The sequence below is a fragment of the Serratia proteamaculans genome, assembly GCF_004684015.1.
Taxonomy (GTDB): Bacteria; Pseudomonadota; Gammaproteobacteria; order Enterobacterales; family Enterobacteriaceae; genus Serratia; species Serratia proteamaculans_F.
In genome coordinates, this window is sequence record NZ_SRIA01000013.1 from 92,449 (window position 1) to 109,228 (window position 16,780).

Genomic DNA, 16,780 nt, shown 5'->3' on the forward strand with positions numbered 1-16,780 from the left:
CGGAAGCGCCATGGAACAATTAAGAGGTTTGTACCCGCCGTTAGCAGCATATGACAGCGGTTGGCTGGACACTGGAGATGGCCACCGGATCTACTGGGAGCTGAGCGGCAACCCTAACGGTAAGCCGGCGGTGTTTATTCACGGCGGGCCGGGCGGTGGTATTTCCCCTTATCATCGCCAACTGTTCGACCCGCAGCGTTATAAGGTGTTGCTGTTTGATCAGCGTGGCTGTGGCCGTTCCAAGCCGCACGCCAGTCTGGACAACAACACTACCTGGCATCTGGTGCAGGACATTGAACGGCTGCGCGAAATGGCCGGTGTCGATCAGTGGCTGGTGTTTGGTGGTTCCTGGGGCTCGACGCTAGCGTTAGCCTACGCGCAAACCCACCCGCAACGCGTCAGCGAAATGGTGCTGCGCGGTATCTTCACACTGCGTAAGCAGGAGCTGCATTGGTACTATCAGGACGGTGCTTCGCGCTTCTTCCCGGAGAAATGGGAGCGTGTCTTGTCGATTCTTTCAGAGGAAGAACGTAAGGACGTCATTGCGTCTTATCGCCAGCGTCTGACCTCAACGGATTTGCAGGTGCAGCTTGAGGCGGCGAAGCTGTGGAGCGTGTGGGAAGGGGAGACGGTTACCTTGCTGCCAAGCAGCGAGTCGGCTTCTTTTGGTGAGGATGACTTTGCGCTGGCGTTTGCCCGCATAGAAAACCACTATTTCACCCATCTGGGCTTCCTGGAAAGCGATGACCAACTGCTGCGCAATGTCCCGCTGATCCGCCATATCCCGGCGGTGATTATCCATGGTCGCTACGATATGGCTTGCCAGGTGCAAAACGCCTGGGATTTGGCGAAGGCCTGGCCGGAGGCGGAACTGCATATCGTCGAGGGGGCCGGACACTCGTTTGACGAACCGGGTATCCTGCATCAGCTGATGCTGGCCACTGACAGGTTTGCCGGCAAGTGACATTAAGCCCGCCCCGGCGGGCTTAATCTGATGACAAACACCCGAAAAACGTGGTTTTCGGATGTTTGGGGTAAATCAGAGGACATAATTCTTTGTTTTTATTAGCCCCCAAATCAAGACTTTTAAGCACAAAGAACTTTGTCAGCAATCTGAGCCCGCCATGACGGCGGGCTTTTTACTATTTGGACTTCGGCTCGTAGGGCAGACGTGAAAACTTGTGTGATTCGACGCGGTAATGCGCCACGCGCTCGCGGAAATAGTCACGCAGGTGCGCCGGCTGTTCACGCTCAACCATTTCCGGGATCACCGGCATGTTGTAGCGTTCTTTAAACGCCACGCCAGAAGCTGCGAGATCAACGTTCACTTTGTCCATCTCTTCTTTGGAAAGCTCTGCCAGATTGTAACCCACCGTATTCTCCTTACTGTTACCGCATTGGATCAGCGCAGAAGGTAATGCACCCGGCGGCGCTTGGCAAGCCTGAAGCGCAGAAGGGGAGTTAAGTACAAAGAATGGCAGGCGGTATGAAGGGTTATTTATTACACTGATGGCAATGTAATCTATTTATTATTTTAAATAAGAATGATTCGCCTTTTGATTAAATATAAAGATGTAAATGGTTATCATAATAATTTAAATGAGTAATTTGAGTTTTTAATAAGCCACTGATTTTGAAGTAATTAAAAATTAAATGGGTAATGATGTGAATCAGGTGTATTTATTTTGTTTTCACCAAGGCATAATGCGGAAAATTAAGTTGATACCTGCAAAATAAAGGAATGATTATGCTGACGCCAGAAATGACCAAGAAGCTGAATGAGCAACTGAACCTGGAGTTTTACTCTGCTAACCTGTACCTGCAAATGAGCGCATGGTGTAGCGATAAAGGCTTTGAAGGGGCTGCCTCATTCCTTAAAGAGCATTCTCAGGAAGAGATGCAGCACATGCAACGCCTGTTCGAATACCTGAGCGACACCGGTTCCCTGCCTCTGCTGGGCAGCATCGCTGCACCGCCGGTTGAGTTTGCCTCCCTGGCGGATGTGTTCAAGCAGACTTACGAACATGAACAATTGATTACCCGTCAGATCAACGAACTGGCGCATGCTGCCATGACTGCCCACGATTACTCTACCTTCAACTTCCTGCAGTGGTATGTTGCCGAGCAGCACGAAGAAGAGAAATTGTTCAAATCCGTGCTGGATAAACTGGCGCTGGTGGGTAACAGCGGTAATGCACTGTTCTTCATTGATAAAGATCTGAAGAAAATGGGTGCGGCCGGCGAGAACGGTAACGGCCAGGTTTAATTGCCCTTATTGAAAACCGCGTATCGGCTTTGCCCGGTGCGCGGTTTTTTTATGCCCTGAGTTTATCGCGGTTATACAGCGATATGTGCTACCAGATCGCAAAATGTCAGCGTTCTGCTCGACTTGCATAATGACACTCGTTATCATTTGACCCGATACGCTACAGGGAGGGTAGAGAGTTAAAACAGTGGGTTACTGGTTAATCCCTTCTTCTGTTTACCCGTGGCGCAATCATCTGCGGTGGGTTGGGCTGCTGATACATCGTCCTGGCGGTTAGCCTTAACCCTTATCACCCTCGATTATTGCTTTAAGGGATATCACTGTGATTGGTAAAATTCGTTCTTCTTATCGCCTGCTTTCCACTATTTTCGTGCTGTTTGTCGGGCTGTCTTCACAGCAGGCGCTGGCGCATGCTCATTTGAAAGTTGAAACGCCGGCGGCAGATGCCAGCGTTAGCCCGGCACCAAAAGTGCTGACGCTTAACTTCTCCGAAGGTATCGAGCCTAACTTTAGCGGCATTAAAATCACCGGGCCGAACAATGCCGAAGTAAAAACCGGCAAATTGCAGCTTGATGCGAACAACAATACCCAGGTTAACCTGCCTATCGAAGGTGACCTGGCGGCAGGAAAATATAACGTCAGCTGGCATGTGGTTTCGGTCGACGGTCATAAAACCAAAGGCCAGTACAGCTTCACCGTAAACTAACTGATGAGTCTGGCGACCCTGTTTGTCCTGTGTCGCTTTGTGCACTTTGCGGCGGTGATGCTGATGTTTGGATCCAGCTTGTTCACCGCCTTATTGTCGCCGCAGCGCCTTTCCCCGTATCTCACCCGTGATGTGCGTCCTTTGCTGGTCTCCTGCACCTGGCTTGCCGGGCTTTCTGCCGTGGCGCTGCTGGCTATTCAGGCCGGACAGATGGGCGACGGCTGGGCCGACACCTGGCGGCTGGACGTGTGGTGGGCGGTACTGGGGACCACCTTCGGTGAGGTCTGGCGCTGGCACCTGGGCATTTCATTATTGGCGTTGCTGAGCCTGTGGTTGGCAGAACCGCGCCGCACGCAGATTTTGGCGCTGCTTTCCACATTGTTGCTGATCAGCATGGCGTTTATCGGTCATGCAGCGATGCATGAAGGGGCATTGGGCGCACTGCATCGTTTTAACCACGCACTGCACCTGCTGGCCGCTGGTTACTGGTTTGGCAGCTTGTTGCCGTTGCTGGTTTGCCTGCGTTATCTGGCTGAACCACAAAGCCGTAGCGACGCGGTTACCACGCTGATACGCTTCTCGCGTTGGGGCCACCTGGCGGTAGCGCTGGTGGTGTTGACCGGCGTAATCAACAGTTTGATTATTCTCGGTAGCTGGCCGCTGGATGTTGATTCTCCTTACCAGCGCCTGCTGCTGTTCAAAACCGCACTGGTGGCGCTGATGATGATGGTGGCGTTGGCCAACCGATACGCCATCGTCCCGGCGATGAGCAGCATGCCGCAGTTGGCACAGCGCGGGCTGGTGTTGGCCTGCTGGATTGAAGTGGGGTTGGGCGCGGGCGTGCTGCTGCTGGTCAGTTTATTTGCAACTTATGCGCCGGTGTAACATTGCGGCTTGCCGGATGCCCCCAAACTGCGGGAAAATTGAATCAAATAGCAACCTTAAGGCCACAACATGAAATCGGCATTACTTGGCATAACGCTGCTGGCAACCGCGACCGGTGCGCTGGCGGCAGATCAACTGGTGAACATCACCAAGTTGGAATACGGCAAACAATGGGCGTTCACCAAAGAAGAGGTGACATTGCAGTGCCGCAGCGGCGGCGCACTGTTCGTACTCAACAACAGCACGCTGATGCAGTACCCGCTCAACGAAGCCGCAGAGGCGCAGGTGAAAGCAGGGCAGCAGCGCGCCCAGCCGCTGGACGTGATCCTGTTGGATGACGTTGCTAATCCCGGTCATAAAATGAGTGTTGAGCCGTACCGCGAACGTGCCGAGAAGCTGTGCGCTAACTAATCGCTTATCCCACAATGGTTTAGTTTGGGGTTAACCGGTGACGAAAAATTACGCAGAAATAATTTCTTAATGAAACTATCACTCGCCGTGTGGCAGGCTGGCAAAAATAGCGCGGTAAGCTACTCTTAAAGTGCACGGCTGAACAAGCTTTGCACAAAATGCCAACTTTTAGCGCACGGCTCTCTCCCAAGAGCCATTTCCCTAGACCGAATATAGGAATCGTATTCGGTCTTTTTTTGTGTGTTTGATTTATAAGGTAAAATTTCACCCACGCACGAAAATACACGAAATTTCCACGAAAACCTATATCCGGTCTTTTTAGACAAGTACGTATTCCTTGCCTCTGGGATCGAGATATTTCTTCGTCATGATTGCTGATTTGTGGCCCAGTAGGCGCTGTGCAAACTCTTCCCCTTTTTCCATGCTGTATAGCCGTGACGCGAGGCTGCGAATCTCGTGAAATGTTGGTGGATTGTCACCAAGATCTGACCTGCCCCCAGGATTAGATACAACGCTCAGTTAGTAATGTCGGATCCTTCACTCTCAGAATTACTCTTTCTCCAGCCCGCCGCAAACTCAGACGGCGTCTGATAATTCAGCGTGGAGTGCGGGCGGCACTCGTTATAATCCTGACGCCATTCACTGATGGTTTTCCTGGCATGGCTGACGTCGCTGAACCAGTGTTCATTCAGGCATTCATCGCGAAAGCGCCCGTTTACGCCCAGTCCACTGAGATGGTAGAGCCGGTATACTCGCTTGTGATTAACATGAATCCCTTCACGGCGCAGCAACTGCCAGATGCGGCGGTAGCCAAAACGCCTGCGCTCCAGTGCCAGTTCGGTGATGCGTCCGGATAAATGCGCATCCGATGCCGGAGGCTGCGCTTCGTAACGGCAGGTCGACAGGGACAAACCTGTCAGCCTGCAGGCACGACGTTGCGACAGACCGGTCGCATCACACATCAACACCACGGCTTCCCGCTTCTGGTCTGTCGTCAGTACTTTCGGCCCAGGGTCACCTGAAGCGCCTCCTTATCCAGCATGGCTTCGGCCAGCAGCTGCTTGAGTCGGGCGTTCTCTTCCTCAAGCGACTTCAGGCGCTTAACCTCGGGCACCTCCATACCGCTATACTTTTTACGCCAGGTGTAAAACGTGGCGTCGGAAATGGCGTGCTTGCGGCAGAGTTCACGGGCGGATACCCCGGCTTCAGCCTCGCGGAGAATACTGATGATCTGTTCGTCGGAAAAACGCTTCTTCATGGGGATGTCCTCATGTGGCTTATGAAGACATTACTAACATCAGGGTGTATTAATCAACGGGGAGCAGGTCAGATGCTACCTCAAACGAGGTGTTTTTCTTGGTAAAAAAGCGACCTCTATGGCAAACCTGTTCATGGATACACTTACCACTGAGAACAGCTAAAAGCCCGCAGAAGTGTCCCTGCGGGCTCTATATCGTTATGGTTTTCTCCGACTTACCCTATTGCTTGCTTGCCGCGTCACAGAGATGTTTTTGATAAAACGGAATTAACTGTTCCAGCGCTTTGGTGGTCGCTTCATGTTGATCGTACAAGTCGTAATGGCTAGCACCTTCCACTACCTGCAGGGTTTTCTCAGTTGAGCGTGCGCGCTGGTAAAGCTCAAACCCATCACGATAAGAACCAAAAGCTCCGGGGACGCTGCCAATAATTACATGCAACGGCTGAGTCAACAGTTTTTCCGCCAGATGGAAGGCGTCCCAGCCAATGGCCGCTGCGGTGCTGGTCAGGCGCAGTTTATTCGGCGAGCCAGGTTGTTGGCCGCGCGGCGTTAAGTAGTAATCAACCGCATTGAGCATATCCACTTCCTGTACTCCCGCTGCTTCGCATTCCGCCTGGCTGGCAAAGGGAATGTAACCGGTGATCAACGGTTCTGCACCCCGGGCTTCGGCTGTGCGCTGCTGCCCGAGGAACTCCAGTAGATTCAGTGCTGCGTCCGGCGACATATCTCCTTCACGCATCATTCGGCCATAATTGGTCGCTACCACTGCGCCCACCGCTTTGATACGTTTTTCGGTCATCGCAACGTTTACCGCGTAAGCACCTCCACCGCATACACCCAACACCCCAATTCGATTCTCATCGATGTAAGGCAGCGTCACTAGGTAATCGACGGCGCAACGGAAATCTTCCGTACGGGTGGCCGGATCCTCACTAAAGCGTGGTGTACCGCCGCTCCCACCTTGTGTGGATGCGTCGAAAGCCAGCGTGATAAATCCGGCCTTGGCCAACGCTTCTCCATAGATACTCCCGGCGGTTTGTTCCTTACAACTGCTGATAGGATGCGCGCAAATAATTGCCGGATAGGTTTGCTTGACATCGAAACCTTCAGGGAAACGGATGACGGCGGCAACGGTCCAGTCCCGGTTTTTAAAGAGGACATTCTTCATCATTTGGCTCCTGTATGCTGGTTAGTGCGGTACGTTGATATACGGATAAACCGGGGATTGCAGCACCAGTTGGCGGTTTTCGTTGACGATCCCCACGGCCTGCTCGCTTTCAAACAACTGATAGGTATAAGACGCCAACTGTTCTGCGGTGATGAAAGCGTCTTCGGCAAACAGGCCATCTCCCGCAATCGCGCCTTTATCCGACGATTGAGTTACGAATTCACTGTGCGTGGGGCCCGGGGCAATCACTTTCGCCCGCAGGCTTTTGCCCTGATCGCGTAGCGTTTGCGCCAGCCCTTCGGTAAAGGCTGCAACATAGAATTTGGTGGCACAGTAGGTCACAGCAATGTCAAAAATGGCATAACCGCCAACCGAAGCGACGTTAATCAAGGTCGCGTCCTGATTTGCGTAGTCTTTAACGTACAGTAACGAAAGCGTCGTCAGTGCCTTGATGTTCAAGTCCAGCATGCGGTTTGCCTTGACCAGATCCAGCTCCCAGGGCATGGAGAAATCGCCAAATCCAGCGTTGTTAATCATGACACTCAGCTCAACATGCTGCAGCTGATTATAAAGACGTTCAGCCGCCCACTCTTGCGACAGATCGCAGACGTTAACCAGTACCTGGACCTGATAACGCGCCTCGATATCCTGCTTGATCTGGTTCAGCTCCTCTTCTCGTCTGGCGGTAATAATAAGGTTATGGCCACGCTCGGCGAACTGATAGCTGAGGGCTTTGCCAATGCCTGAACTGGCACCGGTGATCAGGGTGTATTTCATCTGGATATCTCCGAGTGTGTATACAAATTCAAGAATGATGTGATTCATGATAAGTCTGTACATTCACTTTGATTAGTAGGGATAATCAGATTTCAGTTATAAGTTTAGGTTATAAAATGATGAAAGAAAATCTCAACGATCTGGTCACGTTTATAACGGTTTCCCAGGAAAGAAGCTTTACTCGCGCAGCGGCAAAAGCCGGCACATCGCAATCTGCCGTCAGTCAAACTATCAGTAACCTGGAGCGCAGAATGCAGCTCAAACTGTTGAATCGGACGACCCGCAGCCTGACGCTGACAGAAGCCGGGGAGCGGCTACTCGGTCTGGTCGGCCCCGCCATTGAAGAAATTTCCGCCGGATTGAATCAATTGGCAGATCTGCGTGAGAAGCCCTCCGGCACGGTGCGTATTTCAGCTGATGAATACGCGGTGCAACAGGTCCTGTGGCCCAAGCTGGCTCCAGTACTCAAAAATTATCCTGAAATCAAACTGGAAATCATCACGGATTATGGTTTGGTCGATATCGCCAAAGAGCGCTTTGATGCGGGGGTGCGACGTGGTGGCATGATCGCCAAAGATATGATTGCCGTTCCGATCAGTGGACAACACCACATGGTGGTCGTAGCCTCCCCAAAATTTCTTTCTGAACACCCATCACCCCGCGTACCCAGTGAATTATTGGCATTCCCCTGTATCAATCTGCAGTTGCCTACCCACGGCAAAAATTTACCCTGGGTATTTTCCATTGAGGGGCGAGAGCACAAGCTGAGTGTGAATGGGCAACTGGTGGTGAATGGGATTAATCAGGCACTCCAGGCTGCCATCGACGGCTATGGTTTTGCCTTTTTACCCAAGGCATTAGCACAAACTCACCTCACGTCCGGCAATCTGATTACCGTGCTGGAAACCTTCAGTATCACCCATCCCGAATACTACTTGTATTACACCAGTCGTTTGCAATCTTCTACCGCATTCAACGTTATCCTCACGGCGCTCAGGCAGAGAACATGACAGCTAAGTTGGCGTTGTCTGCTATAGCTGCATCGATACCGTTAACGGCGCACTGGAAATAGGGCATGTTACCTGGTCACCATTAATGCAACGAACCACCATGGGTACAGAGGCCATACAACTGCTACTCAAAAGTGCATTTTCTTTAGGCTACCGTCGGGTTGAGTGGCGTTGTGATTCACTGAATGTGGCGTCAAGAAAGGCTGCTGAAAGGCTGGGGTTTTCGTTTGAAGGATGTTTTCGTCAGGCGATGACTCGTAAACAACGTAACCGCGATACGAACTGGTTATCAGTTATCGATATCGAATGGCCAATTATAGACAGGGCTCTTTCAGGTTGGCTTTCACCCGATAACTTCACAAAAGGTGGAACTCAAAAGTGCAATCTTGAAGCATTTTTCAAAATAGCAGCAGTAGCGGAATGAAGTAACTCCATGTGCTGGCAAGTCGACCAGAGAGCTAAGGGTAAAAATCCTGAATTTATACGCTGCATTAAGCCCTATTTACCGAAATAGGGCTGTCGCTCTGACCAATGCAAAACAATCACCGACTTGCCGGGCCGGCCTTAAAGGAGTAAGTGGCAAACAGGGCGGTCACCGCCTGTTGGATCTGGGTCTGACTGGCTGGTTTACCATCCGAATTGAGCGTATTACTGGCGGTTCCACGCCAAACCAATTGTTTTTTCTTGCTGTCCACCAGGTCAACCGTCAGGGTGCCTTCGGTATAGCTCCAAACGGTTTGATTGTAACCGCCCCAGCCTGCATAACCTCGGCGGCCAACCGGAACCGGGGCGTCATTCACCTGTACTTTGTTTTGTTTCATAACGCTGCTGTAGACCAAGAGATCAGGGGTTGCGCTGGGTTGATAACCGCGCTGTTCCATCTGTTGCTTAATCGCCGTTTGAATGTATTTACCCGTCAAGGTTTGGTATTGCTCGGTAGTCTCTGTGGCAAAACCGTAGGTGTGATATTGGGTGAAGTTAGCGCTGTGGTCATAATCGCTGGTCACCTGCGGTTGGCTGGCGCAACCCGATAGTAAAGCCATCGAACCGGCGACAAAAATGCAAGAAAGTGAACGCATAGAAAACCCCTTAAGGATTATTGGTTTCATAAACTTATACTCAGAAGTCAGGGTTAGCAAATGACGAAAAGAAGTCACTTTTTTGTGTTGGGCGTATGAGGGAACGCAGGCTCCCTTAACGATGACCCAAATTCAGCATGCGCCTCTGGCCCCGGTAGCGGTAGCTTTGTTACTATTCGCACCACCTAAAGACTTAAAGGCACATTACATTGAAAATCAAAGCGTTGTTATTTGTGGCCCTGGCCGGTCTGGTCGGCTGCAGCCAAGAGGGAACGAAAGTGAGCCAACCCGTGACTAAAGACGGAAACCATACGGAAGTGTTGCTGGTGAACAGCGCGCTGGTAAATTGTACGGGCGTTGCCCCAATGAAGTGCATGCAGGTGCGTCATTCCGCGCAAGAGCCGTGGGGGCTGTTCTATACCGGAATTGAAGGTTTTACTTTTGAACCGGGCTATAACTATCGCCTGAAAGTGCAGGTGACGGAGGTGGAAAACCCGCCGGCCGATGCTTCCTCTCTGCGTTATACGTTGATTGAACAGCTGGAAAAGAATAAAGCCTGAGTGGTTTTATCGGGCCGGGCGCACAACCGCCTGGCCTTGAAACTCCCCCAGGCCCCTCGCGCCTGTCCCCATGATCCTGCTGCGTTAACAAGTTTTTAAACGGCACAACTGGTCTGTTCACTGCACTTGTTGCGATTCTGCCACGCACCCAGCTTAAGTATATTGAGAAAATCAGGTATATTGTCCTTCGGTTTTTAGCTACCAAGAAAAAATTACTATGATTATCAAACCTAAAATTCGTGGTTTTATCTGCACTACCGCTCATCCGGCAGGTTGTGAAGCCAATGTCCGTGAGCAAATTGCCTACGTTAAGTCACGTGGTGAACTGAAAAACGGTCCGAAAAAAGTGCTGGTGATCGGTGCTTCCACCGGTTACGGCCTGGCGTCACGTATCAATGCCGCATTCGGCAGCGGTGCAGCCACCATCGGCGTATTTTTTGAAAAGCCGGGCAGCGAAGCCAAAACCGGTTCTGCCGGCTGGTACAACTCTGCTGGTTTTGACAAGGCAGCTAAAGAAGAAGGCCTGTACGCAAAAAGCGTTAACGGCGACGCGTTCTCCAACGAATGCCGCCAAACGGTTATCGACCTGATTAAACAGGATCTGGGCCAGATCGACATGGTGGTTTACTCGCTGGCCTCGCCAGTGCGTAAAATGCCGGAAACCGGTGAAGTGGTGCGCTCCGCGCTGAAACCTATCGGCGAACCGTACAAATCCGTGGCGCTCGATACCAACAAAGACGTGCTGGTTGAAGCCGTGGTTGAACCGGCCAACGAGCAAGAAATTGCTGATACCGTCAAAGTGATGGGCGGCCAGGACTGGCAGCTGTGGATGGACGCACTGGAAGAAGCCGGCGTGCTGGCGGACAACGTGCAGGCCGTGGCTTACTCCTATATCGGTACCGATCTGACCTGGCCAATCTACTGGCACGGTACTTTGGGCAAGGCAAAAGAAGATTTGGATCGCGCGGCTTTGGCCATCGATCAGAAACTGAAGGCCAAAGGCGGCGCGGCTTACGTTGCCGTGCTGAAGTCGGTGGTGACTCAGGCTTCTTCCGCTATTCCGGTAATGCCGTTGTATATCTCTATCGTCTTCAAAATCATGAAGGCACAGGGGATCCACGAAGGTTGCATCGAACAAATCCAGCGCCTGTTCGCCACCAAGCTGTACAGTGGCACCGCACCGGATACCGATGAGAAGCACCGTCTGCGTCTGGATGACTGGGAACTGCGCGACGACGTGCAGAACACCTGCCGTGAAATCTGGGCACAGATCAACGATAACAACATCAATGAACTGACCGATTACCTGGGCTATAAGGCCGAGTTCCTGCGCCTGTTCGGTTTTGGTCTGCAAGGTGTTGATTACGAAGCCGACCTCAGCGGTGAAGTTAAGTTTGATGTGGTTGAGTTAGTCTAACTTCCTCGGGCATTGAGAGAAGGCTGGGAGAAATCCCGGCCTTTTCTCTAACTGCATCTGCTGCAAAAATCCGCTAACAACCCAAGACTCGATATTATTTCACCGCACCTTTCAACAGCAGCGGCGGTACCTGCAACGCCAAAAAATCTACCAGTGCACGAACCGAAGGCAGCATGCCGCGTCGGGTCGGAAACACCGCGTGCATGATCAGTGGTGCGCAGGCCCATTGTGGTAACACTCGGACCAGCTCACCCTGCATCAGCGCCTGACGACAGCTGATGTCCGGCAGCAACGCGATACCCAGATGCTGATAAAGCGCGCTGTGGATAACCCCCCATTCGCTACACATCAAGCGTGGGTTAACGCGCACTGCTCTTTTTTCCCCGTCGGGGCCTTCTAAATCCCAGGTTTGTTGTTCGCAAATGTCGACCAGCGTCAGCAGATCGTGAGTGCCCAATTGTTGCGGATCGGTCAACGGGGGGTGTTGCGCCAGATACTGCGGCGAAGCGACCAGGATACGCACGCTTTGGCCCAGCTCACGGGCTATCATGCCTTCACTCATGTCTTTGCGTTGGCGCAAACGCAATGCCACATCGATTTTGTCGGCCACGGGATCAAACCGGGTGTCGCTTGCCAGCAGCTGCACCTGAATACCGGGGTTTGCTGCCATAAAGGCGGGCAGGCAAGGGGAAAGCAACACATCGGTTGCCAGTTTTGGGCAACTGACGCGTACCAGACCGGAAGGTTTCGCCATGCTTTGGTCAATCATCTCCTGGGCTGTCTCAGCCTCGTTGATCGCCACCTGCGCATGACGCAGCAGCATCGAGCCGGTCTCCGTCAGCTTGACCCGTCGGGTTGTGCGTTGGAACAGCAACACGCCAAGACGCTCTTCCAGTGCCAGCACACGGGCGCTCAGTTTGGATTTTGGGATATCCAGCGCACGGCTGGCCGCGGAAAACCCGCCGTACTGGGCCACCTGGGCGAAATAATAAAGGTCGTTCAGATCTTTCAATATGCCTTTCTGCATGCTTATTGTCCCTAATTTGAGAACAGTGAATCAGAGTATGGCATCTTTTTGCGTCCAATAGCGCACCCTATACTGCTCCACACCAAAGCATCAGCATCAGGTTCAGTGGGAGAGAATATGGAAATTACAGCAGCAGTCAGTGAAAGCGCGGCCGAGGGTTTTTCCCTCAAGCAATTGCAGCTTGGCGACCCCCGTGCTGACGAAGTGTTGGTTAAACTGGTGGCTACCGGCCTGTGTCATACCGATATCGCGGCACACAAAGGCATTATCCCGATGCCAGCGCCGGTGGTGTTGGGGCACGAAGGGGCCGGGGTGGTGGTGCGGGTCGGGGCCGGTGTCAGTAAAGTGGCACCCGGCGATCATGTCGTGTTGTCTCTGGCCTCGTGCGGCGCTTGTGACAAGTGCAGTATCGGCCTGCCGACTTATTGTCGCCAACATGTGCCGTTAAACTGGCTGGCACAGCGCAGTGACGGTTCGGTCAGCCTGAGTGATGAGCAGGGCGACGTACACAGCCACTTTTTCGGCCAGTCTTCATTTGCGCAATACGCGGTGGTCAATGCCAGCAGTATTGTACCGATCGATAAAGCCATTCCGCTGGAGTTCCTTGGGCCGCTGGCCTGCGGGCTGATGACCGGTGCGGGGGCCGTCATTAACACCCTGCGGGCGCAGGTGGGCTCCACGTTGGTGGTGTTTGGTCTGGGGGCGGTGGGACTGGCGGCAGTGATGGCGGCGAGGGTGGTGGGCTGCGGCCAAATTGTCGCCGTGGATATCAAAGAGAATCGTCTGGCATTGGCCAAAGAACTGGGAGCCACTACGGTGATTAACCCGAAAACGGCGGATGTCGCCGAGGTGATTAATCAACTGACCGGTGGGCGCGGTGCGGACTATAGCGTTGAAGCTGCCGGGCACGCGGGTGTTATGGCGAATGCGGTGCAGGTGCTGGCGGAAAATGGCAAATGTGTGCTGACCGGCGTGGTGCCACAAGGCGAATCCTTGCCGCTCGACATTATGCATCTGATCCGAGGGCGGGCAGTGCAGGGCTCCATTATGGGCGATGCGGCACCGGCGGTGTTTATCCCGATGCTGGCACAGTTGTTCCAACAAGGGCGGTTCCCGATCGATCGCCTGATCCGTTTTTATGCGATGAAAGACATCAACCAGGCGATGGCGGATTCACAATCCGGTGAAACCATTAAAGCCGTTATTCGTATGTAACCCTCAAGGTAAATAACATGAAAAAACTTTTTTCAGCGGCCCTGCTGGGGCTGATGGGCGCGGCTGCGTCCGTGCAGGCTAACGACCATATTATCGAAAAACAGGGGCTGTATTACTTGCAGCCAGGCTACGACGTTAATGATGTCGCCGAGTTTTACTGGCGTAGCCTGAACGGTTGGTCGGAAAAACCGGATAATGTGGCGAAATACTTTACGCCGCAAGGGGTGTTTGAACTGCCTTATGCGCCGGTAGAAGATTTCAGCTTCTTTGCCACGGCCTCCAAGGGGCGTGAAAATATGACCCGTTACTTTACCGGCATGAGCGAATACCTCGGCGATCTGAAATATGCCGACTGGAAGGGCTGGAGAAAAGTGGTGACGGCGGAACCTGGCGTGTTTGTGTTTGAATACACCAGCAGCGGTAAAATCAAACAAAGTGGCGGCGATTATAATCAGCAGTTTATTGCCATCGTGACCATCAACGATGGGCAGATTGCCAGCGCCCGCGAATATTGGAACCCGTATGTGGCGCTGCATGATTTTGGTCTGATCCGTAAAACGCAATAACAGCCCGTAGATGCCCCCGGTTCGCTCCGGGGACATCGGCTAACGGCAATACTCTTTCAGCATGGCGATGGCATCCGGCTTTAGCTGATAAAGATAGACCGGCCTGCCGGTAGTGCCATACAGAATACGGGTGCCGAGAATGCCGCTTTCCGCCAAATAGATCAGATATTTTCGGCAAGAAACGCGTGAAATCCCGATGGCATTAGCCAGGTTGTCGGTTGAAAATTCACCGTCGTGCTGTTGTTCAATCCATTCGCACACCGTACTCAGTGTGATGCTGGTCAGCCCCTTCGGCAGCTTCTTCCCTTCGGTGCTGGTGGGTTGGCGGCGTAACAGGCTGTCCACATCCCCTTGCGAGAATTCGCGCTGCGCCAAAATTTGCGACTGTTGCTGATAGTTATTTAACGCCTCTTTGAAACGCCCAAACTGGAAAGGTTTGATCAGGTAATCCACCACGCCGTAGTGCAGGGCGCGTTGCACCGTATCCACGTCGCTGGCGGAAGAGATGATAATGACGTCGGTTTTTTCACCCAATTCACGTAGGCCAGGCAGTAAGTCCAGCCCGTTTTCCTGCTGCATATAAATATCCAGCAACACCAGATCGATACTGACTTCGGCGTCGGCCAGCAGTGCGCGTGCTTGTGCCAGGGTGGCGACCGTCGCCAGGCAGTGAAAGCCGCTCACCTGGCTCAGGTAGTATTTGTTTAACTCCGCCACCATCGGGTCGTCGTCGATAATCAATACGTTAATCATGGTTCAGCCCTTGGCCTGATAGGGGATATGGACAAAAAATTGGGTTAGTTCACCCGGTTCAGATTCGAAATCAATGCTGCCGCCCAGTTTTTCCAGACTGCTGCGGATCAACGCCAGCCCGATACCACGCCCCGGCCCTTTGGTTGAAACACCCTGTTCAAAGATACGTGCGCCGAGAGCCGGATCGATACCGGGACCGTCATCGCTGACTATACAGTGTAAGTGATTCTCATTGTGATGAAAGCTCAGGTTGATCTCGTGCCCCTCAACGCCATCGATAGCGTCAATGGCATTTTCAATCAAATTGCCCAGTACGCTGATCAGCACGTGGGTGGTTTCCGCATCGTCGGTTTCCGGCAGCAGGCTGGTTTCGTCAATGGTCAGCTCAATACCGGCTTCATGGGCGCGGTTGATTTTGCCGATAAAGAAGCCCGCCACTTCCGGCGACTGGATTTTCCTCAGCAGTGCGCCGATCTCTTCCTGATAGGTGCTGGCGGTGTTGATGATGTAGTTTTCCAACTGCTGGTAGGCCTTCATATGCAGCATGCCGAGGATCACATGCAGCTTGTTCATAAATTCATGTGACTGGACGCGTAACGCGTCGGCATAGTGTGCCATGCCGCTCAGGCGCTGCACCAACTGGCTGATTTCGGTTTTATCGCGGAAGGTGGCGATAGCACCAATCACCTGGCCCTTGACGATCACCGGCACGGTATTGGTCAGCAGTTCGCTGCCATTAAAGCTGATCTGCTGGTCACGTAGCGGTTGACCGCTTTCCAACACTTCCGCCAGATGCAGCTGTGTCGGCCAGTATTTGCTGGCGGATTCCAACAGCAGGTTTTCGAAAGGCCCATTTTGGCGCAACAGACGTTTGGCTTCATCGTTGACAATGGTGATGCGTGATTGGTTATCGACCGCGATAACACCTTCTTTAATTGATTGCAGCATGGCATTGCGCTGTTCAAACAGGTTGGAGATTTCGTAAGGTTCAAAACCGAGCATAATGCGCTTGAGGGCCTTAACCAAAAAGAAGATGCCGAGCGTACCGACCAGTGCGGCGAAGGCCAGTGTCCAGTAGATGATCCAGCGGCTTTCGCCCACTACGCGTTGAACGGTGTCGAGCGCAATCCCCAGTGCCACCACGCCAATCTGCCGCCGTTCGCTGTCGTAAACCGGGGCAAAAACCCGCAGTGAAGGGGCTAATGCGCCGCGATTAATGGCGCTGTTGGTTGCACCGCGTAGCGCAGGCTCCAAATCGTCACCGATAAAATGTTGGCCGACAAGCCAGGGCTTGGGGTGTGAGTAGCGGATGCCTTTCATGTCCACTATCACCACAAACAGTAATTCATTCTTTTGGCGTACCTGCTCGGCAAAGCGCTGGACCGCACCGCTGTGATCTTCACGCAGCAGGCCATCAATCACATTCCCGGAGAGCGCCAGCGTTTCGGCAATCGCCATCGCTTTTTGACGTTGCTGATCTTGTCCCTGATGATTCATCTGCACGAAAAACAGCGCATATACCACCAATAGCACCGAAGCGATGATGGCAGACACCATCAGCGTGAGCGTGGTGCTGAGCTTCAGCGGTATCCGTTGTTTGGGCATGGCGGTTCTCCGAATGGGCCAGTCAGGATAATAGCGGGGAATGGAGCGCGGGGCAGCGACCGGCAGCAGGTTATAAC

17 protein-coding genes and 3 pseudogenes are annotated in these 16,780 nt (G+C 52.8%); 11 read left to right on the forward strand and 9 right to left on the reverse strand.

The genetic code is table 11. The annotated features are described in order from the left end of the window. Positions 1-10: 10 nt before the first annotated feature. Positions 11-964 carry a prolyl aminopeptidase gene (gene pip, locus E5C26_RS09775; RefSeq protein WP_135316119.1) on the forward strand — a complete coding sequence of 318 codons (954 nt, stop codon included), beginning with the start codon at positions 11-13 and terminating at the stop codon, positions 962-964. Between the two features lie 178 nt (positions 965-1,142). Here pip and E5C26_RS09780 read toward each other — a convergent pair whose 3' ends face one another. Further along, on the reverse strand, positions 1,143-1,373 hold the full coding sequence (locus tag E5C26_RS09780; RefSeq protein ID WP_012006365.1) for a DNA polymerase III subunit theta: 231 nt from the start codon (positions 1,371-1,373) through the stop codon (positions 1,143-1,145). A 374-nt stretch (positions 1,374-1,747) separates the two neighbouring features. Here E5C26_RS09780 and ftnA point away from each other — a divergent pair, with 374 nt between their 5' ends. The 4 genes from ftnA to E5C26_RS09800 all read left to right on the forward strand — a co-directional run bounded on the left by ftnA (position 1,748) and on the right by E5C26_RS09800 (position 4,268). After that, the gene (ftnA, locus tag E5C26_RS09785) at positions 1,748-2,266 is read left to right on the forward strand and encodes a non-heme ferritin (protein ID WP_135316120.1); all 519 of its coding nucleotides are present in this window, start codon (positions 1,748-1,750) and stop codon (positions 2,264-2,266) included. Between the two features lie 322 nt (positions 2,267-2,588). After that, complete coding sequence (yobA, locus tag E5C26_RS09790) at positions 2,589-2,972, forward strand: CopC domain-containing protein YobA (RefSeq protein ID WP_135316121.1); 384 nt, start codon at positions 2,589-2,591, stop codon at positions 2,970-2,972. Positions 2,973-2,975: 3 nt separating this feature from the next. Continuing rightward, positions 2,976-3,857 carry a copper homeostasis membrane protein CopD gene (gene copD / locus E5C26_RS09795; RefSeq protein ID WP_135316122.1) on the forward strand — a complete coding sequence of 294 codons (882 nt, stop codon included), beginning with the start codon at positions 2,976-2,978 and terminating at the stop codon, positions 3,855-3,857. A gap of 69 nt (positions 3,858-3,926) precedes the next feature. After that, on the forward strand, positions 3,927-4,268 hold the full coding sequence (locus E5C26_RS09800) for a YebY family protein (RefSeq protein WP_135316123.1): 342 nt from the start codon (positions 3,927-3,929) through the stop codon (positions 4,266-4,268). Between the two features lie 318 nt (positions 4,269-4,586). On the opposite strand, the pseudogene E5C26_RS09810 reads toward E5C26_RS09800, so the two are convergent. The 4 genes and pseudogenes from E5C26_RS09810 to E5C26_RS09825 form a co-directional block, all read right to left on the reverse strand. Further along, a pseudogene (locus tag E5C26_RS09810) lies at positions 4,587-4,748 on the reverse strand (tyrosine-type recombinase/integrase); the annotation flags it as partial. Between the two features lie 35 nt (positions 4,749-4,783). Further along, positions 4,784-5,526 (reverse strand): annotated as a pseudogene (locus E5C26_RS09815) (transposase). Positions 5,527-5,746: 220 nt separating this feature from the next. Further along, positions 5,747-6,694 carry an alpha/beta hydrolase gene (locus E5C26_RS09820; protein WP_135316202.1) on the reverse strand — a complete coding sequence of 316 codons (948 nt, stop codon included), beginning with the start codon at positions 6,692-6,694 and terminating at the stop codon, positions 5,747-5,749. A gap of 21 nt (positions 6,695-6,715) precedes the next feature. Next, positions 6,716-7,471, reverse strand: a complete 756-nt coding sequence (locus E5C26_RS09825; RefSeq protein ID WP_135316125.1) for an SDR family NAD(P)-dependent oxidoreductase — start codon at positions 7,469-7,471, stop codon at positions 6,716-6,718. A gap of 116 nt (positions 7,472-7,587) precedes the next feature. Between E5C26_RS09825 and E5C26_RS09830 the strand changes: the two genes are divergently transcribed. Both E5C26_RS09830 and E5C26_RS09835 read left to right on the forward strand, forming a co-directional pair. Beyond that, a complete protein-coding gene (locus E5C26_RS09830) occupies positions 7,588-8,481 on the forward strand; it encodes a LysR family transcriptional regulator (RefSeq protein WP_240775957.1) in 894 nt (297 codons plus the stop codon). 7 nt (positions 8,482-8,488) lie between these two features. Then, positions 8,489-8,905, forward strand: a pseudogene (locus E5C26_RS09835) (GNAT family N-acetyltransferase); the annotation flags it as partial. Positions 8,906-9,023: 118 nt separating this feature from the next. Here E5C26_RS09835 and E5C26_RS09840 read toward each other — a convergent pair. After that, positions 9,024-9,560, reverse strand: a complete 537-nt coding sequence (locus E5C26_RS09840; protein ID WP_240775958.1) for a DUF4136 domain-containing protein — start codon at positions 9,558-9,560, stop codon at positions 9,024-9,026. 209 nt (positions 9,561-9,769) lie between these two features. Between E5C26_RS09840 and E5C26_RS09845 the strand changes: the two genes are divergently transcribed. Continuing rightward, positions 9,770-10,120, forward strand: coding sequence for a DUF4377 domain-containing protein (locus tag E5C26_RS09845; RefSeq protein ID WP_135316127.1), 351 nt, complete (start codon positions 9,770-9,772; stop codon positions 10,118-10,120). Between the two features lie 217 nt (positions 10,121-10,337). Further along, positions 10,338-11,537, forward strand: coding sequence for an enoyl-ACP reductase FabV (fabV, locus tag E5C26_RS09850; RefSeq protein ID WP_012006373.1), 1,200 nt, complete (start codon positions 10,338-10,340; stop codon positions 11,535-11,537). A gap of 94 nt (positions 11,538-11,631) precedes the next feature. Here the strand turns inward: fabV and E5C26_RS09855 are convergent, their stop codons facing one another. Next, positions 11,632-12,564, reverse strand: a complete 933-nt coding sequence (locus E5C26_RS09855; protein ID WP_135316128.1) for a LysR family transcriptional regulator — start codon at positions 12,562-12,564, stop codon at positions 11,632-11,634. A 117-nt stretch (positions 12,565-12,681) separates the two neighbouring features. Here E5C26_RS09855 and E5C26_RS09860 point away from each other — a divergent pair, with 117 nt between their 5' ends. Next, positions 12,682-13,779, forward strand: a complete 1,098-nt coding sequence (locus E5C26_RS09860; RefSeq protein WP_135316129.1) for an NAD(P)-dependent alcohol dehydrogenase — start codon at positions 12,682-12,684, stop codon at positions 13,777-13,779. 17 nt (positions 13,780-13,796) lie between these two features. After that, entirely contained in the window at positions 13,797-14,345 is a 549-nt protein-coding gene (locus E5C26_RS09865; RefSeq protein WP_135316130.1) for a nuclear transport factor 2 family protein, read from the forward strand. Between the two features lie 39 nt (positions 14,346-14,384). Here E5C26_RS09865 and dcuR read toward each other — a convergent pair whose 3' ends face one another. Both dcuR and E5C26_RS09875 read right to left on the reverse strand, forming a co-directional pair. Then, positions 14,385-15,098: a two-component system response regulator DcuR gene (gene dcuR, locus E5C26_RS09870; protein WP_135316131.1), complete on the reverse strand. Its 714-nt coding sequence runs from the start codon at positions 15,096-15,098 to the stop codon at positions 14,385-14,387. A gap of 3 nt (positions 15,099-15,101) precedes the next feature. Continuing rightward, positions 15,102-16,703, reverse strand: coding sequence for a sensor histidine kinase (locus E5C26_RS09875; protein WP_135316132.1), 1,602 nt, complete (start codon positions 16,701-16,703; stop codon positions 15,102-15,104). Between the last annotated feature and the right edge of the window lie 77 nt (positions 16,704-16,780).